We start from the raw sequence: 16189 nt of genomic DNA, 5'->3' as shown, positions 1-16189 counted from the left end.
CGTGCAGGGGCCCCGCACTCCGGAGGACGCGTGGAACTGCGTGTCCGTCGTGCGGGGCCCCAAACCGTGTGTGTTGTGCGGTGCCGGCCTCGGTCAGGCCTCGACGCTGTCCTTCTCCACGTCTTCGTCCTTGTTCTGCTCGGCCTCGGCCCGCGCCTGCTGCTTCTTCGACGCGATCAGGCTGGTGATCGTGGTGACGATCAGCACCGCGCAGATCACGCCGAGAGACACCGGGATGGAGATCTCAGGAACGTGTACCCCGGACTCGTGCAGGGCGTGCAGCACCAGCTTCACACCGATGAAGCCGAGGATGACCGACAGCCCGTAGGACAGGTGGACCAGCTTCTTCAGCAGCCCGCCGATGAGGAAGTACAGCTGTCGCAGGCCCATGAGCGCGAACGCGTTGGCCGTGAACACGATGTACGGGTCCTGGGTCAGGCCGAAGATCGCGGGGATGGAGTCCAGGGCGAAGAGGACGTCGGTGGTGCCGATGGCGAGCATCACGACGAGCATCGGCGTCATGACGCGCTTGCCGTTCTCCTCGATCCACAGCTTGGTGCCGTGGTATCGGTCGGCGACACCGAAGCGCTTCTCGGCGGCCTTGAGGAGCTTGTTCTCCTCGTACTCCTCGTCCTCCTCGTCGGCCCTGGCCTCCTGGATCAGCTTCCAGGCGGTGTAGATCAGGAACGCGCCGAAGATGTAGAAGACCCAGGCGAAGCTGGCGAGGATGGCCGCGCCCGCGGCGATGAAGATCGCGCGGAGCACCAGGGCTATCAGCACACCGATCAGCAGCACCCGCTGCTGATACTGGGACGGCACCGCGAACTTCGCCATGATCAGGACGAAGACGAAGAGGTTGTCGACGCTCAGGGACTTCTCGGTGATGAAGCCCGCGAAGAACTCTCCGGCCGGCTGACCGCCGCCGAAGACGAGGAGCCCGAGTCCGAAGAGGGCGGCCAGGACGATCCAGACGATCGTCCAGATCCCGGCTTCCTTGATGGACACGTCATGGGGCTTGCGGCCGATGAAGAAGTCGACCGCGATGAGGGCGGCAAGGCCCACCACTGTGAGGACCCATAGGGTCATGGAAACATCCACTGCGCCTCCGGCAGTACGTAACGGCAAATTTCAGCGTCGTCGCTACCGGAGGTCTCTTCCACCCGGTCCTCCAGGGCGTTCCACAACGCCTGGTGCCGCCGGGCCGACGCCCCGGGATCGGGATCGATCCGTATTGACGGGTACGCCGCAGCATGTAGGGAGTACTCCCCTCCGCACGAAAAGAGTACCGAATCACCAAGAGAAGGTAAAGGGCGAGGCAAAGAAAGAATCAAAACCGCAGGTCAAGTGACTTTACGAGGGCTTGGTGCGGGCTGGGGCCCGGCCGTCTCCTCAGCGGTTCCAGGAGCGGCGGGCCTCCGCGACGCGCGCCAGCACGTCACGCATGACGCCGCTGCCGGGCGGGATGGTCGACGGCTCGTACGTCCACGCGTGGCCGACCCAGGGGTCGGCGAGGTGGTCGTCGGGCGTCGGTGTGAGTCGCATCAGCGAACGCCACAGCGGGTCGAGCAACGGCCCGTAGGCGGCGGCGTCCTGCCGGTCGGCGACCATCATCAGGTGGACCCCGACGGCGGGGCCCTCGTCCGCGAGGTAGCGGAGCTGGGTGACGGCACGGTCGTCGAAGCCGTGCGGGAAGTCGTTGACGATCAGCAGTTGTTCGGCCGTGTCGAAGCCCGGGGGCAGCGCGTCGGCCGCGCCCCCGCGCACCGCCATCTGCACGAGGTCGACGCGCTGGGTGAGCCGCCCCAGTACCTCCGAGACACCCGCGGCTCCGGCGGCGGGCGGCCCGGCGAGCACACCGGCCTGCGTCAGGGGCGCCAACGCGGACGAGCCCGCTCCGGCCGCGTCGACGACGTGCACGGCGAACTCGCCCGGCGGGTAGACCGCGAGCAGTCGGGCGGCGAGAGCCACTGCCGTGTCCAGCGCGAGGCGACGGAGCTCGTCGGTGTCGGCGAGCGAGTCGCCGGAGCGGCCGCTGTCGATCCACAGGCCGCGCTCCAGCGGCAGCCGGACCAGCATCGGGATGCGCACGTCCTCGCTCTCCGGCAGATGGAGATCGCCCAGACGCAGCGCCATCGGTATCTCCATCGGCACCCGGTAACCGTGCCAGACCGGGTTGTCCCAGCTCGCGTACGCCGGGGGCAGCGCGGGCTCCACGACGTCCGCCTCGGCCCCGAGCTGGGCCAGGTCCCGGTCGAGGGCGGCCCTGGCCTGGTCGACGAGCTGGGCGTGCTTGGCGCGGGCCGCCTCGCGCGCGGCGTCGCCCTGGCCGCTGATGCGGCTGCGCGGGTCGGACAGGACCTTGTCCAGCTCCTGTTCCATCCGCGACTCGGCGAAGTCGACGGCGCTGCGGTACGCGGCCGTGGTGCGGGCGAGGTCCTCGAACATGCCCCACACCTGGTTGTAGAGCCGCTCCTCCATGGACCAGCCGGTCGCGTCGCCGGCGACGGGCCGCGCGGGCTGTCCGGGCTGGGCCGGAGGCGCGGTCGGCGCGGGCGGGGGCGGCGCGGTGGTCTGACGGCCGGGGTGGCTGTAGTTGACGGGGCCGCCGGCGGTGGCGGAGGCCGGCTGCCCGGCGGCCGGGTCGGCCGGGGTGGTGCCGCCGTGCTGTGCGGCCGCGTGGTCGGGCCGCGTGCCGTCGTGCGGAGAGCCGTACGGGGGTGTCGTGCCGTACGCAGAGGTGGGCTGGTGGCCCTGGGACGGGGCGGGGTTGCCGGTCGCGCCCTGCGGTGTCGCGCCGCCGTGGGCCTCGTCGGGGCCTGTCGCGGGGGCGGTCGTCCGGTGCGGGCGGTCCGCGTCCGGCAGCCGGGGCGGAGGGGCGGCCACCGAGCGGGCGAGGCCCTGTGCCACCGCCTCGTTGATGCTGCCCGCCAGCTGCTGGGCCTGCGGCAGGCCCTGGTCGGCGAGCAGCGCGGCGAGGCCGCCGGCGTATCCCTGGCCGACCGCGCGGACCTTCCAGGCACCCTGCCTGCGGTACAGCTCCAGGGCGACGACGGCCGACTCCGGTTCGAGGTCGGTGATGGTGTAGCTGGCGACCTCGGTGCCGTCGAGGCCGGTGACCGCGACGAAGGGGGCGGCCACGGCGCCGAAGCGCGCCGGGCCGCCGGTCCCCGTGGGGAGGGCGAGCAGCACGGTCACCCGGTGCACGGACGGCGCCAGGGCGTCGAGGTCCACGGCGAGGCGGTGGTCGGCCGCCGCCTGCCTGGGCACCTCGAGTCCCGGGAGGGTGGGCGCGCCCGGGTGGGCGACCCACTCGACACCCTGCACCCGGCCGTGCTCGTCGCCGAGCGTGGCACCGGCCACGATCGGCGTGCCGGCCGAGACGCGGATCTCCAGTCGGACCTCCGGCAGCGGATGGTTCTGCCCCCGGACCAGCTCGGCCGTCATCGACTTCGTCCCCCTGTGTCGCGTGCTCTGTGTACTCGGTGCGTGCCTACAGGACCGGCAGGACCGCCGGCATCAGGTCCTGGAAGGTGCGGCCGTTGGCGGGCGTGCCGATGGCGGTCATCTGCCAGCCCGCGCCCGCGCGGTGCACCTTGGCCATGATCTGGGCGGTGTACTGGCCGCCGCCCGCGAGGGTGTAGCGCGCCAGCTCCTGGCCGTTGGTCTCGTCGACCAGCCGGCAGAACGCGTTCTGCACTTCCTGGAAGGTCTGGCCCGTGAAGGAGTTCACGGTGAAGACGATCTGGTCGATGTGGACCGGCACCCGGGCCAGGTCGACGAGGATCGCCTCGTCGTCGCCGCCCTGGCCCACGCCGCCGACCAGGTTGTCGCCGGTGTGCCGGACGGAGCCGTCGTCGCTCACCAGGTGACGGAAGAAGACGACGTCCACGGGCTGCTTGTCCGCGAACAGCACGGCGGAGGCGTCGAGGTCGATCTCACGGGTGCGGGATCCGAACAGGCCGCGCCTCGGGGCAGCCTGCCAGCCGAGACCCATGCGCACCGCGGTCAGGCTGCCTCCGTCGTTCTTCTGCAGACTGATGGCCTGACCCTTGGTCATGTTGACGGTCACGCGCTGATTCCCCTCTCGAGCTGTCCCCTGTTCCCGCGGAGTCCGCGGATGTTCAGCACCCTACGCAGCGGCACTGACATTGCCGCAGCCTGTGTCGCACTTTGTGTCGGTCTTGCAACACAGCGCGCCGACGCGGGACCCGCCCCTCCCCCGGTGCCCGTGGTGGAGGTCAGGCCAGGCCCGCCTCCCTCATCTGCCGCAGTTCCTTCTTCATCTCGGACACCTCGTCACGCAGCCGCGCGGCGATCTCGAACTGCAGCTCGGCGGCGGCCGCGCGCATGCGCTCGGTCATGTCCTCGATCTGCTGGGCGAGCTCGGCCGCGGGACGGTCGGTCGGGACGGCCTCGGCGGCCTTGGTCCTGCCCTTGGCGGACTTGGCCGCCTTGCCGCCGAGGGAGGGCACGGGGGCCTTGGCGCTCGTGCCGTCCTTGCCCTTGCGATAGCCGGAGCCGAGCAGCTGCTCGGTGTCGACGTCCTCGCGCGCGATCTGCGCGACGATGTCGTTGATCTTCTTGCGGAGCGGCTGGGGGTCGATGCCCTTGGCCTTGTTGTACGCGACCTGCTTCTCCCGGCGCCGGTTGGTCTCGTCGATGGCCCTCGCCATCGCCGGGGTGATCTTGTCGGCGTACATATGGACCTGCCCCGACACATTGCGCGCCGCGCGGCCGATGGTCTGGATCAGCGAGGTCCCCGAGCGCAGGAAGCCCTCCTTGTCCGCGTCGAGGATCGCCACCAGGGAGACCTCGGGGAGGTCGAGGCCCTCCCGGAGGAGGTTGATGCCGACCAGGACGTCGTACTCACCGGCGCGCAGCTCGCGCAGCAGTTCGACGCGGCGCAGGGTGTCGACGTCGCTGTGGAGGTAGCGGACCTGGATGCCGAGCTCCAGGAAGTAGTCGGTGAGGTCCTCCGCCATCTTCTTGGTGAGGGTCGTGACGAGAACGCGCTCGTCCTTCTCGGTGCGCGTGCGGATCTCGTGCACCAGGTCGTCGATCTGGCCCTCGGTGGGCTTGACGACGACCTCGGGGTCGACCAGGCCGGTGGGGCGGATGATCTGCTCGACGTGGCCGTCGGAGCGGGACAGCTCGTACTGGCCGGGGGTCGCCGAGAGGTACACCGTCTGGCCGACGCGCTCCTGGAACTCCTCCCACTTCAGGGGGCGGTTGTCCAGGGCGGAGGGCAGCCGGAAGCCGTGGTCGACGAGAGTGCGCTTGCGGGAGGCGTCGCCCTCGTACATCGCGCCGATCTGGGGCACGGTCACGTGGGACTCGTCGATGACGAGGAGGAAGTCGTCCGGGAAGTAGTCCAGCAGGGTGTTCGGTGGGGAGCCCGGCTCACGGCCGTCGAAGTGCATCGAGTAGTTCTCCACGCCGGAGCAGGAGCCGATCTGGCGGAGCATCTCCAGGTCGTACGTCGTGCGCATGCGCAGGCGCTGGGCCTCCAGGAGCTTGCCCTGCTTCTCCAGCTCCGCCAGGCGCTCCCCCAACTCCTTCTCGATGTCGTTGGCGGCGCGCTCCAGGCGCTCGGGGCCGGCGACGTAGTGGGAGGCCGGGAAGACGTACAGCTGCTGGTCGTCGCTGATGATCTCGCCGGTGAGGGGGTGGAGGGTGGAGAGGGCCTCGATCTCGTCGCCGAACATCTCGATGCGGACGGCGAGCTCCTCGTAGACCGGGAAGATCTCGATGGTGTCGCCGCGGACACGGAAGGTGCCGCGGGTGAACGCCAGGTCGTTGCGCGTGTACTGGATGTCCACGAAGCGGCGCAGCAGCTGGTCCCGGTCGAACTCCTCGCCGACCTTGAGGGGGACCATGCGGTCCACGTACTCCTGCGGCGTGCCGAGACCGTAGATGCAGGAGACGGAGGCGACCACGACGACGTCGCGGCGGGTGAGCAGCGAGTTGGTCGCGGAGTGTCGCAGGCGTTCCACTTCCTCGTTGATCGAGGAGTCCTTCTCGATGTAGGTGTCCGACTGCGGGACGTAGGCCTCGGGCTGGTAGTAGTCGTAGTACGAGACGAAGTATTCGACCGCGTTGTTCGGCAGCAGCTCGCGGAACTCGTTGGCCAGCTGGGCCGCCAGGGTCTTGTTCGGCGCCATCACCAGGGTCGGGCGCTGGAGCTTCTCGATCATCCACGCGGTGGTGGCGGACTTGCCGGTGCCGGTCGCGCCGAGCAGGACGACGTCCTTCTCACCTGCCTTGATGCGCCGGGCGAGGTCGGCGATGGCCGTGGGCTGGTCGCCGCTCGGCTGGTAGGGACTGACGACCTCGAAGGGCGCCACCGTGCGTTCGATCTTGGAAACGGGCCGCATGCAATCCACCGTACGACCCCGCACTGACAACGGGCCGCGATCAGCGATTCTGCGGTGCGCGGGAACGTCGCTCGCGGTGCTCCTGGCCGGTGCGGGACTCCATGTGCCGGCAGGTGTGGGCGGTCGCCTGGGACGGGATGCCGGGCCGGCGCTCGACCGGACTTCCGTGGAACCTGCCCATGATCATGAACGGGTCGAACATCACGACGACACCCGCGAGGAGCAGGAACACCAGCGGGCCGATCATCAGCGGGGCCAGCAGGGCGGCGGACGAGGAGCCGTCGGCCGGGTCGGGGCCCGAGGCGCTGTGCAGATGGACGCTGAGGGCGGCCATGCCCGTGTAGTGCATGCCGCTGACGGCGATCCCCATGACGAGGCTGGCGCCCACGCTCCAGAGGAAGCCGCGGACCTGTCCGGCGGCCCACAGGGCGGCGATCGCGGCCACCACGGCGATCACGACCGAAGCGGCCACGGTGACGGTGTTGTACTGGAACGTGCCGTTGAGCCGCATGCCGGCCATGCCCAGGTAGTGCATGGAGGCGATGCCCAGGCCGGTGATGGTGCCGCCGGTGAACAGCGCGGCCCCGCCGGCCCCCTTGGAGCCGACCATGAAGATCCCGATGCCGACCATGACGATCGCGACGGCGAGGCTCGAGAACGTGGTCAGCGGGTCGTAGTGGATCGGGGTCTGCAGGACCTTGAACCCCATCATCGCGACGAAGTGCATGGTCCAGATGCCGGAGCCGATGGCCGCCGAGCCCAGCGCGAGCCAGCCGATCCGCCAGCGGCCGTCCACGAGCATCGATCTGGTGGTGCAGCGCAGGCCGAGCGCGCCTCCGAGGCAGGCCATGAGGTAGGCCACCACCGGTGTGACGAGTCCGTAGCTGAAGCCGTCGACCGTGCCCTGCATCCGCGGCTGCCTTTCCCGCCCTGTCGCGTCCCTGGATTTTCTGCAATGCCCCCAGCCCCGGCACCGCAACGACGGTCAGGGTTGTCGCAGAGAGTATGACCCCCACCGGAATGGTCGAACGATTTTCCGGCAAAGAAACACGGCCTTGCCCCACTTGTGCGGTGCGCGTGAGCGGACTTGGGCAACTCCATTCAATTCATGGCCATCCTGCGCCCCTCTGCCGTTGACCCTCTGCTGTCACTCTTGAGCTGACCGTGATCGATCGACGCGAGGAGTACGCATGCACGTGCGCGCAGTTGTCGCCGCGACCACAGCGTTCTTGGGGGCCACCGTCCTCCTGCTCCCCACTTCCGCCGCTCACGCGGCCGCCGACGCCGGGAATCCACTGGTCGTCGCGCATCGCGGAGCTTCCGCCTACGCGCCCGAGAACACCCTGGCCGCTGTCGACAAGGCCCACGAGATGGGCTTCGACTGGGTCGAGAACGACGTCCAGCGCACCAGTGACGGCAGGCTCGTCGTCCTCCACGACGCGACGCTGGCGCGGACGACCAATGTGGAGGAGCTCTATCCCGAGCGCGCGCCCTGGAACGTGGCGGACTTCACCGCCGCGGAGATCGCGCGCCTGGACGCGGGCAGCTGGTTCGGCGGTGACTTCGCGGGCGCGCGCGTACCGACGCTGGAGCAGTACATGCGGCGGGTCTCACGCAACCACCAGAAGCTCGTCCTGGAGATCAAGAATCCGCAGCTCTACCCGGGTATCGAGCAACAGACCCTGAAGGTGCTCGCCAACGAGGGCTGGCTCGGCCCGGCCCACCTCGACAAGCTGGTGATCCAGAGCTTCAGCGCCGACACCGTGCGCCGGGTCCATGAGCTGAGCCCGGCGGTGAAGACCGGTCTGCTCGGTACACCGGACATCGCCGACCTGCCCGAGTACGCGACGTTCAGCGACCAGATCAACTCCTCGTACACGACCATCTCCGCGTCCTACGTCGCCACGATCCACGCGCTCGGAGGTCCGCACGGCAAGCCGTTGGAGATCCTCACCTGGACCGTGAACGACGCCGCCAACGCCCGCCGGGTCGCCGACTACGGCGTGGACGGCATCATCACCAACAAGCCGGACGTGGTCAGAGACGCCACGCAGGGCTGACGCGGCGGTCCGCGGCCGGTGGTGTGCGTTCCGGGGCGGAGCGCACTGCGAGGTCGTTGTCGGTGGCGGCCCGTACGGTGGTCCCATGAACAGCCATGCGCAGGGCGAGCAGCAGGTGGTGTGGACCGTCGTCGCCTCGGACATCGGCCCGCTGCTGCTGGCCGCGACGGACGAGGGCCTGGTCCATGTCGTCTTCCACGCCACGGAGCCGGTGCGCGACCGGACCCTCGACCGGCTCGCCTCGCGCCTCGGCACCACCCCGGTGGAGGCTCCCGACGCACCGCAGCTGGCCGAGGCGATACGTCAGTTCGAGGCGTACTTCGCGGGCCGGCGGCGCGAGTTCGCGCTGCCGCTCGACTGGTCGCTGATCTCGGGGTTCAACCGCCAGGTGCTGCGCGAACTGGCGTCGGGCGTCCCCTACGGCTCGGTCGTGGGCTACGGCGATCTCGCGCGGCGCGTGGGCCAGCCCGGCGCGGCCCAGGCGGTCGGAGTCGCGATGGGGTCGAACCCGCTGCCCGTGGTGGTGCCGTGCCACCGGGTGGTGGAGAGCGACGGCGGCATCGGCGGGTTCGGCGGCGGACTGGAGACCAAGCGGAAACTGTTGGCGCTCGAAGGGGTCCTTCCGGAGCCCTTGTTCTGAGCCCTCGTTCTGAGCCCTCGTTCTGGGCTTTTGTCTCCGCCGTCGTGCCGCGCGTCGGCCGTCTGTCGTCGTCCGGATACGCGGAGGCCGGCCGGAACCGCTCGCGACGGCGATCGGGGCGGCGCTACTCGTAGTGCCGCGCCTCGAAGACGTTGCCGTCCGGGTCCTGGAAGTAGAAGCTTCGCCGGGCGAGTCCGCGTGCGCCGAAGGAGTCGTGGGAGACCTCCGAGACGGGGACCGCCTGTTCCTCCAGCCGGGCGCGCAGTTCGTCGAAGTCCGGGCCGGGCATCGCCAGGCAGACGTGGTTGACGGGGTGCCCGGCGCCGGCGGCGGCGCCCGGCAGCATCCGCATCGTCGGCGCCATGGCCAGCGGCATGAGATCGATGATGGTCTCGTCGTTGACACGGACGGAGGGGAAGGGCGCCTGTCCCGCCGCGTACTCGGTGACCCTCACGGGTTCCAGGCCCACGGCCTTCTCGTAGAAGCCTGCCGCCGCGATCGGCTCCCGCACCCAGATGACGACATGGTCAAGACGTGTCGTGTTCTCCTTCATGCACCTCAGGCTGGTGTCCTGCACCACAACGCGCAAGGGTTTGGCCGGGCACGCCGTCCGCCAGGGATGAGGGAAGAACGTCAGACAGGAGGCAAGCGCGTGCTGGTGGTGTCCGAAGAGGTGCGGGAAGCGGTTGACGCGCGTCGACCCGTGGTGGCCCTGGAGTCGACGATCATCGCGCACGGGCTGCCCCGCCCCCGCAATCTGCAGGTGGCGCTGGAGCTGGAGGAGGTCGTACGGCGGGAGGGCGGCGTACCCGCGACGATCGCCGTGCTGGACGGGCGGCCCCATATCGGCCTCGACAAGCAGCAGTTGGAGCGGGTCGCCAACGAGGACGGCATGCGCAAGCTCGGGCATCGCGACCTGCCGCCGGCGGTGGCCGCGGGCGTGAGCGGGGCGACCACCGTGTCGGCGACCGCCCAGCTGGCGGCCCTCGCGGGCGTACGGGTGTTCGCGACGGGTGGGCTCGGGGGCGTGCACCGCGAGTGGACGGTGACCCAGGACGAGTCCGCCGACCTGGGGCTCCTCGCGCGGACCCGGATCACGGTGGTGTGCGCGGGCGTGAAGTCGATCCTGGACGTGCCGGCGACCTTGCAGCGGCTGGAGACGCTGGGCGTCGCGGTCGCCGGGTACGGCACGGACCGCTTCCCCGGCTTCTACCTGGCCGACTCGGGACATCCGGTGGAGTGGACACTCCGGTCGCCGGGCGAGGTCGCGGACGTCATGCGGGCGCAGGACGCGCTCGGCGGCCCCGAGTCGGCGCTGATCGTCGCCAATCCCGTGCCGGAGGCGGAGCAGCTCGATCCCGAGCTGCACGCGCGTGTGCTCGAGGAGGCGCTGGCGGCGTGCGACGCGGAGGGCGTCACGGGCCAGGCGGTCACCCCCTTCCTGCTGAGCTATCTCGTACGGCACACCGACGGCGCCTCCCTGAGCGCCAACCTGGCGGCGGTACGCGGCAACGTACGGCTCGCGGCACGGATCGCGGCGGCCTGGACCGGGGCGTGAGGTGACCCGGCGAACCGCGAGCGAACCCGGTGGTACGGTGAGCGGGCCCGGTGATGCCGCAGACGGCCCCGGTGCTGCGGTGGGCGGGTCCGGTGGTGGTGCGGGCCGGCCCCGAGAAGGTGGGGGCGGGGCGCTGCTCGTCGTGGGGGACGTCGTCACGGATGTCGTCGCCCGGCACCGCGGGCCGCTCGCGACGGGCACCGACACGGCTTCCACGATCCGGACGCTGCCCGGCGGGGCGGGCGCCAACGTGGCCTGCTGGGCGGCTCATCGCGGCTGCGCGGACGTGCGGCTGCTCGGGCGGGTGGGCACGGACGGGGCCGCGTGGCACGAGCGGGAGCTGCGGGCCTCGGGCGTACGACCCCATCTGGTGGTCGACCCGGAGGCGGCCACGGGGACGGTGATCTGCCTGGTGGACACGGGCGCCAAGGCCGAGCGCACGTTCCTCACCGACAGCGGTGCCGCGCTGCGGCTGAACCCGGACGACTGGTCTCCGGCCCTGCTCGACGGCGTCGCTCGGCTGCACCTGTCGGGTTATCTGTTCTTCGCCGAGCCCAGCCGCGCGCTGGTCTCCGTGGCCCTGGAGTCGTCACGCGCGCGTGGAGTGCCGGTGAGCGTGGATCCCGCCTCGGCGGGATTCCTCACGCGGCTCGGTGTGGACCGTTTCCTCACGCTCGTCGAGGGAGTGGATGTGCTGCTGCCCAGCCGCGACGAGGCCCACCTGCTGACCGGGCTGCCCGATCCGGCCGACGCGGCGGCCAAGTTGAGCCGTCTCGTACCTCTGGTGGTGGCCAAGCAGGGAGCGGACGGCGCCCTCGTCGCGCGCGAGGGCCGTGTCGTGTCGCGGATCCCGGCGGCACCCGCCACGCCCCGTGACACCACCGGCGCGGGCGACGCCTTCACGGGGGCGTTCCTGGCGGCGCTGCTCGCGGGCGCGGACGCCGAGGGGGCGGCGGCCGAGGGGTGCGGGGCAGGAGCGCGGGCGGTGGAGAAAGTGGGCGGAAGACCGCCGGGGGTCGCCCGGGTGTCGTGACCGGGCGACCGTTTCGCCCCCGCCCGCCGCCGGTCGCCCTCGCCCGGCGGGTCACCCTTGCCTGGCGGGTCGCCCTCGCCCGCTGAAGCATTCTCGCCCGCCGCCGGATCGGGTGATGGTCCACCGGACCGGCCCCTCGCTATGCCTTCCGGCCCCAAGCCGAGATCAGAGGCGGGGCAGCGATGTCCATCTCGCCGGAGGCCACGGCCGACAGATGCCGGTCGATCTCCTCCGCCGTGACGAGGTTCGCCGTGACGAGCGCTTCGCGGAGCCGGTCGACGGTCGTCGACTCCAGGGCGGCACAGCCCGGTGAGGCGACGGGGAAGTACGCGTCGGCCTCCACACCGCGCAGGCCGACGGCCCGCAGCAGGCGAGGGAGTCTGCGGCCGTGCGCAGGGCCGATTCCGCGTTCGCCGAGCAGCTCGCGCACGGCCTGGCGAAGCCGGTTGGCCAACTGGTGCTCAGGTCCGGATTCCTCGAGGCAGGCCAGGGGTTGGAGGGCGGGGTCGATGTCCTCGACCAGGAGTCGTCCGCCGGGACGCAGGGCGTTGACCATCGACGACAACGCCTGCTCGTGGTCCGGCGCGTGAGCCAGGGCGAGGCGGGCGTGCACGAGGTCGAAGCCGTCACCCGGGGGCTGGTCGACGCCCACGTGATGGACGAGGGCCTCGACCGGAGGGCGGGTGACCGAGGGCACGGCCCAGGAGATGTCGGTGTCCGTCGCGATGACCTTGCCCGTCGGTCCGACCTTCTTCGCCAGCCAGGAGACCACCGAGGCGCCGCCCGCGCCTGCCTCCCAACAGCGCCAGCCGGACCCCAGACCGAAGGCTTCCATGTGCCGGAAGGTCGTGGGGTCGAAGAGTGCGGCGAAGGCGTCGGGGCCCTGCCCCGTCTCGGCCTGCCGCTGGTCGAGGAGATACCCGTCGGTTCGCATCATGCCCTGATCATCCCATTTGACCGACTTGCCCTTCACGGCGACGCTCCCGCAGCCGCGCGGCCGTCCTGCGGAGACCGGTCGGCAAAGGCCGGGAACGACCGGAAACGACGGAGGGCGACGAACCGGACGGCGACGACCGGACGGCGACGACCGGATGGCGTCGACCGGATGGCGTCGACCGGATCGGAACGGCCGCACGGGCTCGAACGTCTACAAGTGAAGCGGAGCGTTCCGTTCCCACAGCCTTACCCGGCACTCGTTCGGCCCTGGCAAACTGGCGCCACAAGGCACGGAGTGCGGTGCGAGGAGATCCACGCAAGGAGAAGCCAGATGTCCATGGCAGGGAATCTGCGGAAGGTCACCGGCCTCGACAGGGTCGTCGGCCTGCGCACGATGGCACGCCTGGCCCGTCGACGCCCCCGTGTCGACCTCAGCCATCCGGCCCGCTCCCCGCTGGGCACCTCGGTGGTGAACTGCGTGACCTACCACAAGGGTGTCCGATCGCCCGCCGTCCGCGATGTCGTCGAGGCCGTGAAACAGGTCCGCAGGCACGACCACGGCTTCGTCTGGCTGGGGCTGCACGAGCCCACACAGCGGGAGTTCGCCGGCATCGCCGAGCTCTTCGACCTGCACCCACTGGCGGTTGAGGACGCGATCGAGGCCCATCAGCGCCCGAAGCTGGAGCGCTACGACGACACACTCTTCGCGGTGTTCAAGACAGTCTGCTACGTCGAGCACACCGAACTGACCGCGACCAGCGAGGTCGTGCACACCGGCGAGATCATGGTCTTCGTCGGCGCCGACTTCGTGATCACCGTCCGCCACGGACGGCACGGCTCACTCGGTCCGCTGCGGGAGGAACTGGAGGCGGATCCAGACCAGTTGGCCAAGGGCCCGGCCGCGGTGCTGCACGCGATCGCGGACCATGTGGTCGACGACTACCTGAGCGTCACGGACTCGGTCCAGACGGACATCGACCAGGTCGAGACAGACGTGTTCGCCGCGAACGGCGCGCGGGTCGACCCGGGCCGCATCTACCAGCTCAAGCGCGAACTGCTCGAACTGAAGCGGGCTGTGGCCCCGCTCGCCCGCCCGCTCCTGGAGCTCACCTCACGACCGATCCGGGTGGTCGACCCGGAGATACAGGCCTACTTCCGCGACGTCTCCGACCACTTGCTACGGGCCACCGAGCAGATCGCCGCGTTCGACGAACTGCTGAACTCCATTCTGCAGGCGCATCTCGCGCAGGTCAGCGTCGCGCAGAACGAGGACATGCGGAAGATCACGGCGTGGGCAGCGCTGATCGCCGTGCCGACCATGGTGTGCGGGGTCTACGGCATGAACTTCGAGCACATGCCGGAACTGCACTGGAAGTTCGGCTATCCGCTGGTCCTGGGAGTCATAGCCAGCGCCTGCGTCACCCTCTACCGGGGCTTCAAGCGCAACGGGTGGCTGTGACTCCCCGAGCGAGGAGGCGATCGAACGGCCGGGTGCCACGCCCGATACCGGCGGTCAGGGCGTCGCGCTCTTCGCGTAGACGCTCTCGGCCCAGGAGGCGATCTGGTCGTCCGACAGGTGACGGGCCAGGTCGGCCTCGCTGATCATGCCGACGAGACGCTTGTTCTCGATCACCGGGAGCCGGCGGATCTGGTGCCCCTTCATCTCCTGAAGCACCTCGCTGACGTCGGCGTCCGCGTCGATCCAACGCGGTGTGCCCTTGGCCATCTCGCCGGCTGTGACCGTCGACGGGTCGTGGCCCAGGGCGACGCAGCCGACGACGATGTCGCGGTCGGTGAGGATGCCGCAGAGCCGTTCGTTCTGGTCGCTGATGGGCAGGGCCCCGACGTTCAGCTGACGCATCAGCTGGGCGGCGCGGTCGAGGGTCTCGTGGGCGGGGATCCACTGGGCGCCGCGGTGCATGATGTCTCCGGCGGTGGTCATGTGATACCTCCCGTTGCCGGACGGCCGGCGCGGCGCAGGACGCACCGCTAGTCCCGGCGCCCTACATTCTTGCCGCGTCCGGGCTGAGGCGCACTCGGAGCGTCGTGCGGCACCCCCACCGGACGCGGGCGGGGCTCAACCGAGGCGCCGGACGATTCCTCACCGGTCAGCCGTTCCAGGCCGGGTGGCGAGGGTCGTCGGCGCGCACCAGGACATCGGCCGTGGCAGCCGGGTCGGTTTCGGTCTCGTAGCGCTCGAAGGCGGGCAGGGTCCAGTGCTCGTCCTGCGGGGTGCGGCGGCGCAGGGCCCCCGGGGAGAGGAGGACATGGACGGTCAGGTCGAAAGGGAACCAGTGCTTCAGGAGGAGGGGGCCGTGCGTCAGCAGAATCGCGCCGGGCGGGAGTGGGACGTAGGGGCTGCGGGTCGCACGGTCGGTGGTGGGGTCCCAGAGGTCGGGCAGGACCCGCCCCGTGCCGCCGGGGTCGAGCGGGCCGAAGACCTCGCGCCACAGGGCGGCGGTGTCGAACCAGCCGTCGTAGTACGCCTCCACGTCCTCATGGCCGTACTCGAACCGCAGCGACGCCGGCCGGAGGAACCCTTCGGTTCCCACGACGAGCGAGGCCCGGCCGCGTATGCGCAGCGCCTCGGACACCAGGGCGGCGAGGTCACCGGGACGGGCTGCCGGGGCGCCGTCGAAGGCGATCCGCGGCCAGGGCGAGCCGTCGCCCGGCTTGAGGTCGAGGAGGCGTTCGGCGAGAAGGTCGCCGAGCCGCTCCCAGGTGATCGCTTCGAATCGCACACGGCCCATGATGCCGCCCACCGGGCGCCGTGCCCGACCCGGTCGGCACTCAGGGCAGGCGGGTCGGCAGGCGGGTCGGCAGTCGCAACGGCAGTCACATCGGAAACCGGGCCGGCAGTCGGCTGCGAGCACGGCGTGACCATGCGGAGACCGGGGGGAATGAACCGCGTATGGCAGCACTCGCTACTCCCCCGCCCCGTACCGGACTTGTCGTCGTGCAGGCACTCAGGAAGAAGCACTGCGCCGAGTGTCGGAGCGGTCCGGTGGCGCTGCTGGTCCTGGAGCAGGGGGCGCCGCGTTGCCTGGACTGCGCGGACCTCGGGCACCTGGTGTTCCTGCCGCGGGGCGACACCGCGCTCACCCGGAGGGCGCGGGAGGAGAGCTCGCTGTCGGCGGTGGTCGTACGGTTCAACCGGCGCCGGAGCCGGTACGAGCGGCAGGGAGTCCTGGTCGAGGAGGCGGGGCTCACCCGGGCCGAGGAACGGTGCCTGGCGGACGCGGAGGTGCGACGCCGTCGGCGGATCCGGGACGCGCGGCGGCGGGCGGCGGAGGACGTGCGCTTCACGGACGCGTTCGCCGCGGAGATAGGACGGCTGTTTCCCGGCTGTCCGCCCGAGCGGGCCCGGGAGATCGCCGCCCACGCCTCGGTGCGCGGCAGCGGCCGCGTCGGGCGCAGCGCGGCGGGGCGCGCGCTGACGGAGGTCGCGGTGACCTCGGCGGTCATCGCGTCCGTACGCCACGTGGACACGCCGTACGACCACCTCCTGATGACCGGCGTGCCCAGGTACGAGGCACGCCGACGGATCACGGTCACGGTGGAGGCGACGCTGCGGGGGTGGCGGGGGGT

Annotated in this window: 15 protein-coding genes; 6 read left to right on the top strand and 9 right to left on the bottom strand. The window is 70.7% G+C overall.

What is annotated here, in order from left to right; translation table 11 throughout:
* Positions 1-93: 93 nt before the first annotated feature.
* The 5 genes from RM704_RS17430 to RM704_RS17410 all read right to left on the bottom strand — a co-directional run bounded on the left by RM704_RS17430 (position 94) and on the right by RM704_RS17410 (position 7284).
* Entirely contained in the window at positions 94-1098 is a 1005-nt protein-coding gene (locus RM704_RS17430; protein WP_107072259.1) for a TerC/Alx family metal homeostasis membrane protein, read from the bottom strand.
* 291 nt (positions 1099-1389) lie between these two features.
* A complete protein-coding gene (locus RM704_RS17425) occupies positions 1390-3444 on the bottom strand; it encodes a TerD family protein (RefSeq protein ID WP_033526645.1) in 2055 nt (684 codons plus the stop codon).
* A gap of 46 nt (positions 3445-3490) precedes the next feature.
* Complete coding sequence (locus RM704_RS17420; RefSeq protein WP_033526646.1) at positions 3491-4069, bottom strand: TerD family protein; 579 nt, start codon at positions 4067-4069, stop codon at positions 3491-3493.
* 169 nt (positions 4070-4238) lie between these two features.
* Entirely contained in the window at positions 4239-6374 is a 2136-nt protein-coding gene (gene uvrB, locus RM704_RS17415; protein WP_033526647.1) for an excinuclease ABC subunit UvrB, read from the bottom strand.
* A 40-nt stretch (positions 6375-6414) separates the two neighbouring features.
* Positions 6415-7284 carry an MHYT domain-containing protein gene (locus RM704_RS17410; protein WP_033526648.1) on the bottom strand — a complete coding sequence of 290 codons (870 nt, stop codon included), beginning with the start codon at positions 7282-7284 and terminating at the stop codon, positions 6415-6417.
* A gap of 280 nt (positions 7285-7564) precedes the next feature.
* Here RM704_RS17410 and RM704_RS17405 point away from each other — a divergent pair, with 280 nt between their 5' ends.
* Both RM704_RS17405 and RM704_RS17400 read left to right on the top strand, forming a co-directional pair.
* A complete protein-coding gene (locus RM704_RS17405) occupies positions 7565-8434 on the top strand; it encodes a glycerophosphodiester phosphodiesterase (RefSeq protein ID WP_033526649.1) in 870 nt (289 codons plus the stop codon).
* Between the two features lie 85 nt (positions 8435-8519).
* Positions 8520-9074 (top strand): methylated-DNA--[protein]-cysteine S-methyltransferase, encoded by a 555-nt coding sequence (locus RM704_RS17400; RefSeq protein WP_033526650.1) that lies wholly within the window; start codon positions 8520-8522, stop codon positions 9072-9074.
* A gap of 124 nt (positions 9075-9198) precedes the next feature.
* On the opposite strand, the gene RM704_RS17395 is transcribed toward RM704_RS17400, so the two are convergent.
* Positions 9199-9627, bottom strand: coding sequence for a VOC family protein (locus RM704_RS17395; protein WP_033526651.1), 429 nt, complete (start codon positions 9625-9627; stop codon positions 9199-9201).
* Positions 9628-9726: 99 nt separating this feature from the next.
* On the opposite strand from RM704_RS17395, the gene RM704_RS17390 reads away from it, so the two are divergent.
* Together RM704_RS17390 and RM704_RS17385 are read left to right on the top strand one after the other, a co-directional pair.
* Positions 9727-10632 (top strand): pseudouridine-5'-phosphate glycosidase, encoded by a 906-nt coding sequence (locus RM704_RS17390; protein WP_033526652.1) that lies wholly within the window; start codon positions 9727-9729, stop codon positions 10630-10632.
* A gap of 79 nt (positions 10633-10711) precedes the next feature.
* The gene (locus RM704_RS17385; RefSeq protein ID WP_052145966.1) at positions 10712-11665 is read left to right on the top strand and encodes a carbohydrate kinase family protein; all 954 of its coding nucleotides are present in this window, start codon (positions 10712-10714) and stop codon (positions 11663-11665) included.
* A gap of 139 nt (positions 11666-11804) precedes the next feature.
* Here RM704_RS17385 and RM704_RS17380 read toward each other — a convergent pair whose 3' ends face one another.
* Entirely contained in the window at positions 11805-12602 is a 798-nt protein-coding gene (locus tag RM704_RS17380) for a methyltransferase domain-containing protein (protein WP_033526670.1), read from the bottom strand.
* A 330-nt stretch (positions 12603-12932) separates the two neighbouring features.
* On the opposite strand from RM704_RS17380, the gene RM704_RS17375 reads away from it, so the two are divergent.
* Positions 12933-14060, top strand: a complete 1128-nt coding sequence (locus tag RM704_RS17375) for a magnesium and cobalt transport protein CorA (RefSeq protein WP_033526653.1) — start codon at positions 12933-12935, stop codon at positions 14058-14060.
* A gap of 54 nt (positions 14061-14114) precedes the next feature.
* Here the strand turns inward: RM704_RS17375 and RM704_RS17370 are convergent, their stop codons facing one another.
* Together RM704_RS17370 and RM704_RS17365 are read right to left on the bottom strand one after the other, a co-directional pair.
* Positions 14115-14543: a CBS domain-containing protein gene (locus RM704_RS17370; RefSeq protein WP_033526654.1), complete on the bottom strand. Its 429-nt coding sequence runs from the start codon at positions 14541-14543 to the stop codon at positions 14115-14117.
* Between the two features lie 166 nt (positions 14544-14709).
* On the bottom strand, positions 14710-15351 hold the full coding sequence (locus RM704_RS17365; protein WP_033526671.1) for a nucleoside/nucleotide kinase family protein: 642 nt from the start codon (positions 15349-15351) through the stop codon (positions 14710-14712).
* 161 nt (positions 15352-15512) lie between these two features.
* Between RM704_RS17365 and RM704_RS17360 the strand changes: the two genes are divergently transcribed.
* Positions 15513-16189 (top strand): DUF2293 domain-containing protein (locus RM704_RS17360; protein WP_311590769.1); only part of this gene is annotated, 677 nt, incomplete at its 3' end.

This window comes from Streptomyces gottesmaniae, assembly GCF_031845845.1.
GTDB classification, from domain to species: Bacteria; Actinomycetota; Actinomycetes; order Streptomycetales; family Streptomycetaceae; genus Streptomyces; species Streptomyces akebiae.
This window is presented reverse-complemented; position numbering and strand designations above follow the sequence as displayed.

What these genes read in the sequence shown, in the direction of transcription:
- RM704_RS17410 (WP_033526648.1), bottom strand. Translation starts at nt 7,284, where the DNA reads ATGCAGGGCACGGTCGACGGCTTCAGCTACGGACTCGTCACACCGGTG.
- RM704_RS17425 (WP_033526645.1), bottom strand. Translation starts at nt 3,444, where the DNA reads ATGACGGCCGAGCTGGTCCGGGGGCAGAACCATCCGCTGCCGGAGGTC.
- RM704_RS17395 (WP_033526651.1), bottom strand. Translation starts at nt 9,627, where the DNA reads ATGAAGGAGAACACGACACGTCTTGACCATGTCGTCATCTGGGTGCGG.
- RM704_RS17380 (WP_033526670.1), bottom strand. Translation starts at nt 12,602, where the DNA reads ATGATGCGAACCGACGGGTATCTCCTCGACCAGCGGCAGGCCGAGACG.
- RM704_RS17375 (WP_033526653.1), top strand. Translation starts at nt 12,933, where the DNA reads ATGTCCATGGCAGGGAATCTGCGGAAGGTCACCGGCCTCGACAGGGTC.
- RM704_RS17365 (WP_033526671.1), bottom strand. Translation starts at nt 15,351, where the DNA reads ATGGGCCGTGTGCGATTCGAAGCGATCACCTGGGAGCGGCTCGGCGAC.
- RM704_RS17405 (WP_033526649.1), top strand. Translation starts at nt 7,565, where the DNA reads ATGCACGTGCGCGCAGTTGTCGCCGCGACCACAGCGTTCTTGGGGGCC.
- RM704_RS17400 (WP_033526650.1), top strand. Translation starts at nt 8,520, where the DNA reads ATGAACAGCCATGCGCAGGGCGAGCAGCAGGTGGTGTGGACCGTCGTC.
- RM704_RS17370 (WP_033526654.1), bottom strand. Translation starts at nt 14,543, where the DNA reads ATGACCACCGCCGGAGACATCATGCACCGCGGCGCCCAGTGGATCCCC.
- uvrB (WP_033526647.1), bottom strand. Translation starts at nt 6,374, where the DNA reads ATGCGGCCCGTTTCCAAGATCGAACGCACGGTGGCGCCCTTCGAGGTC.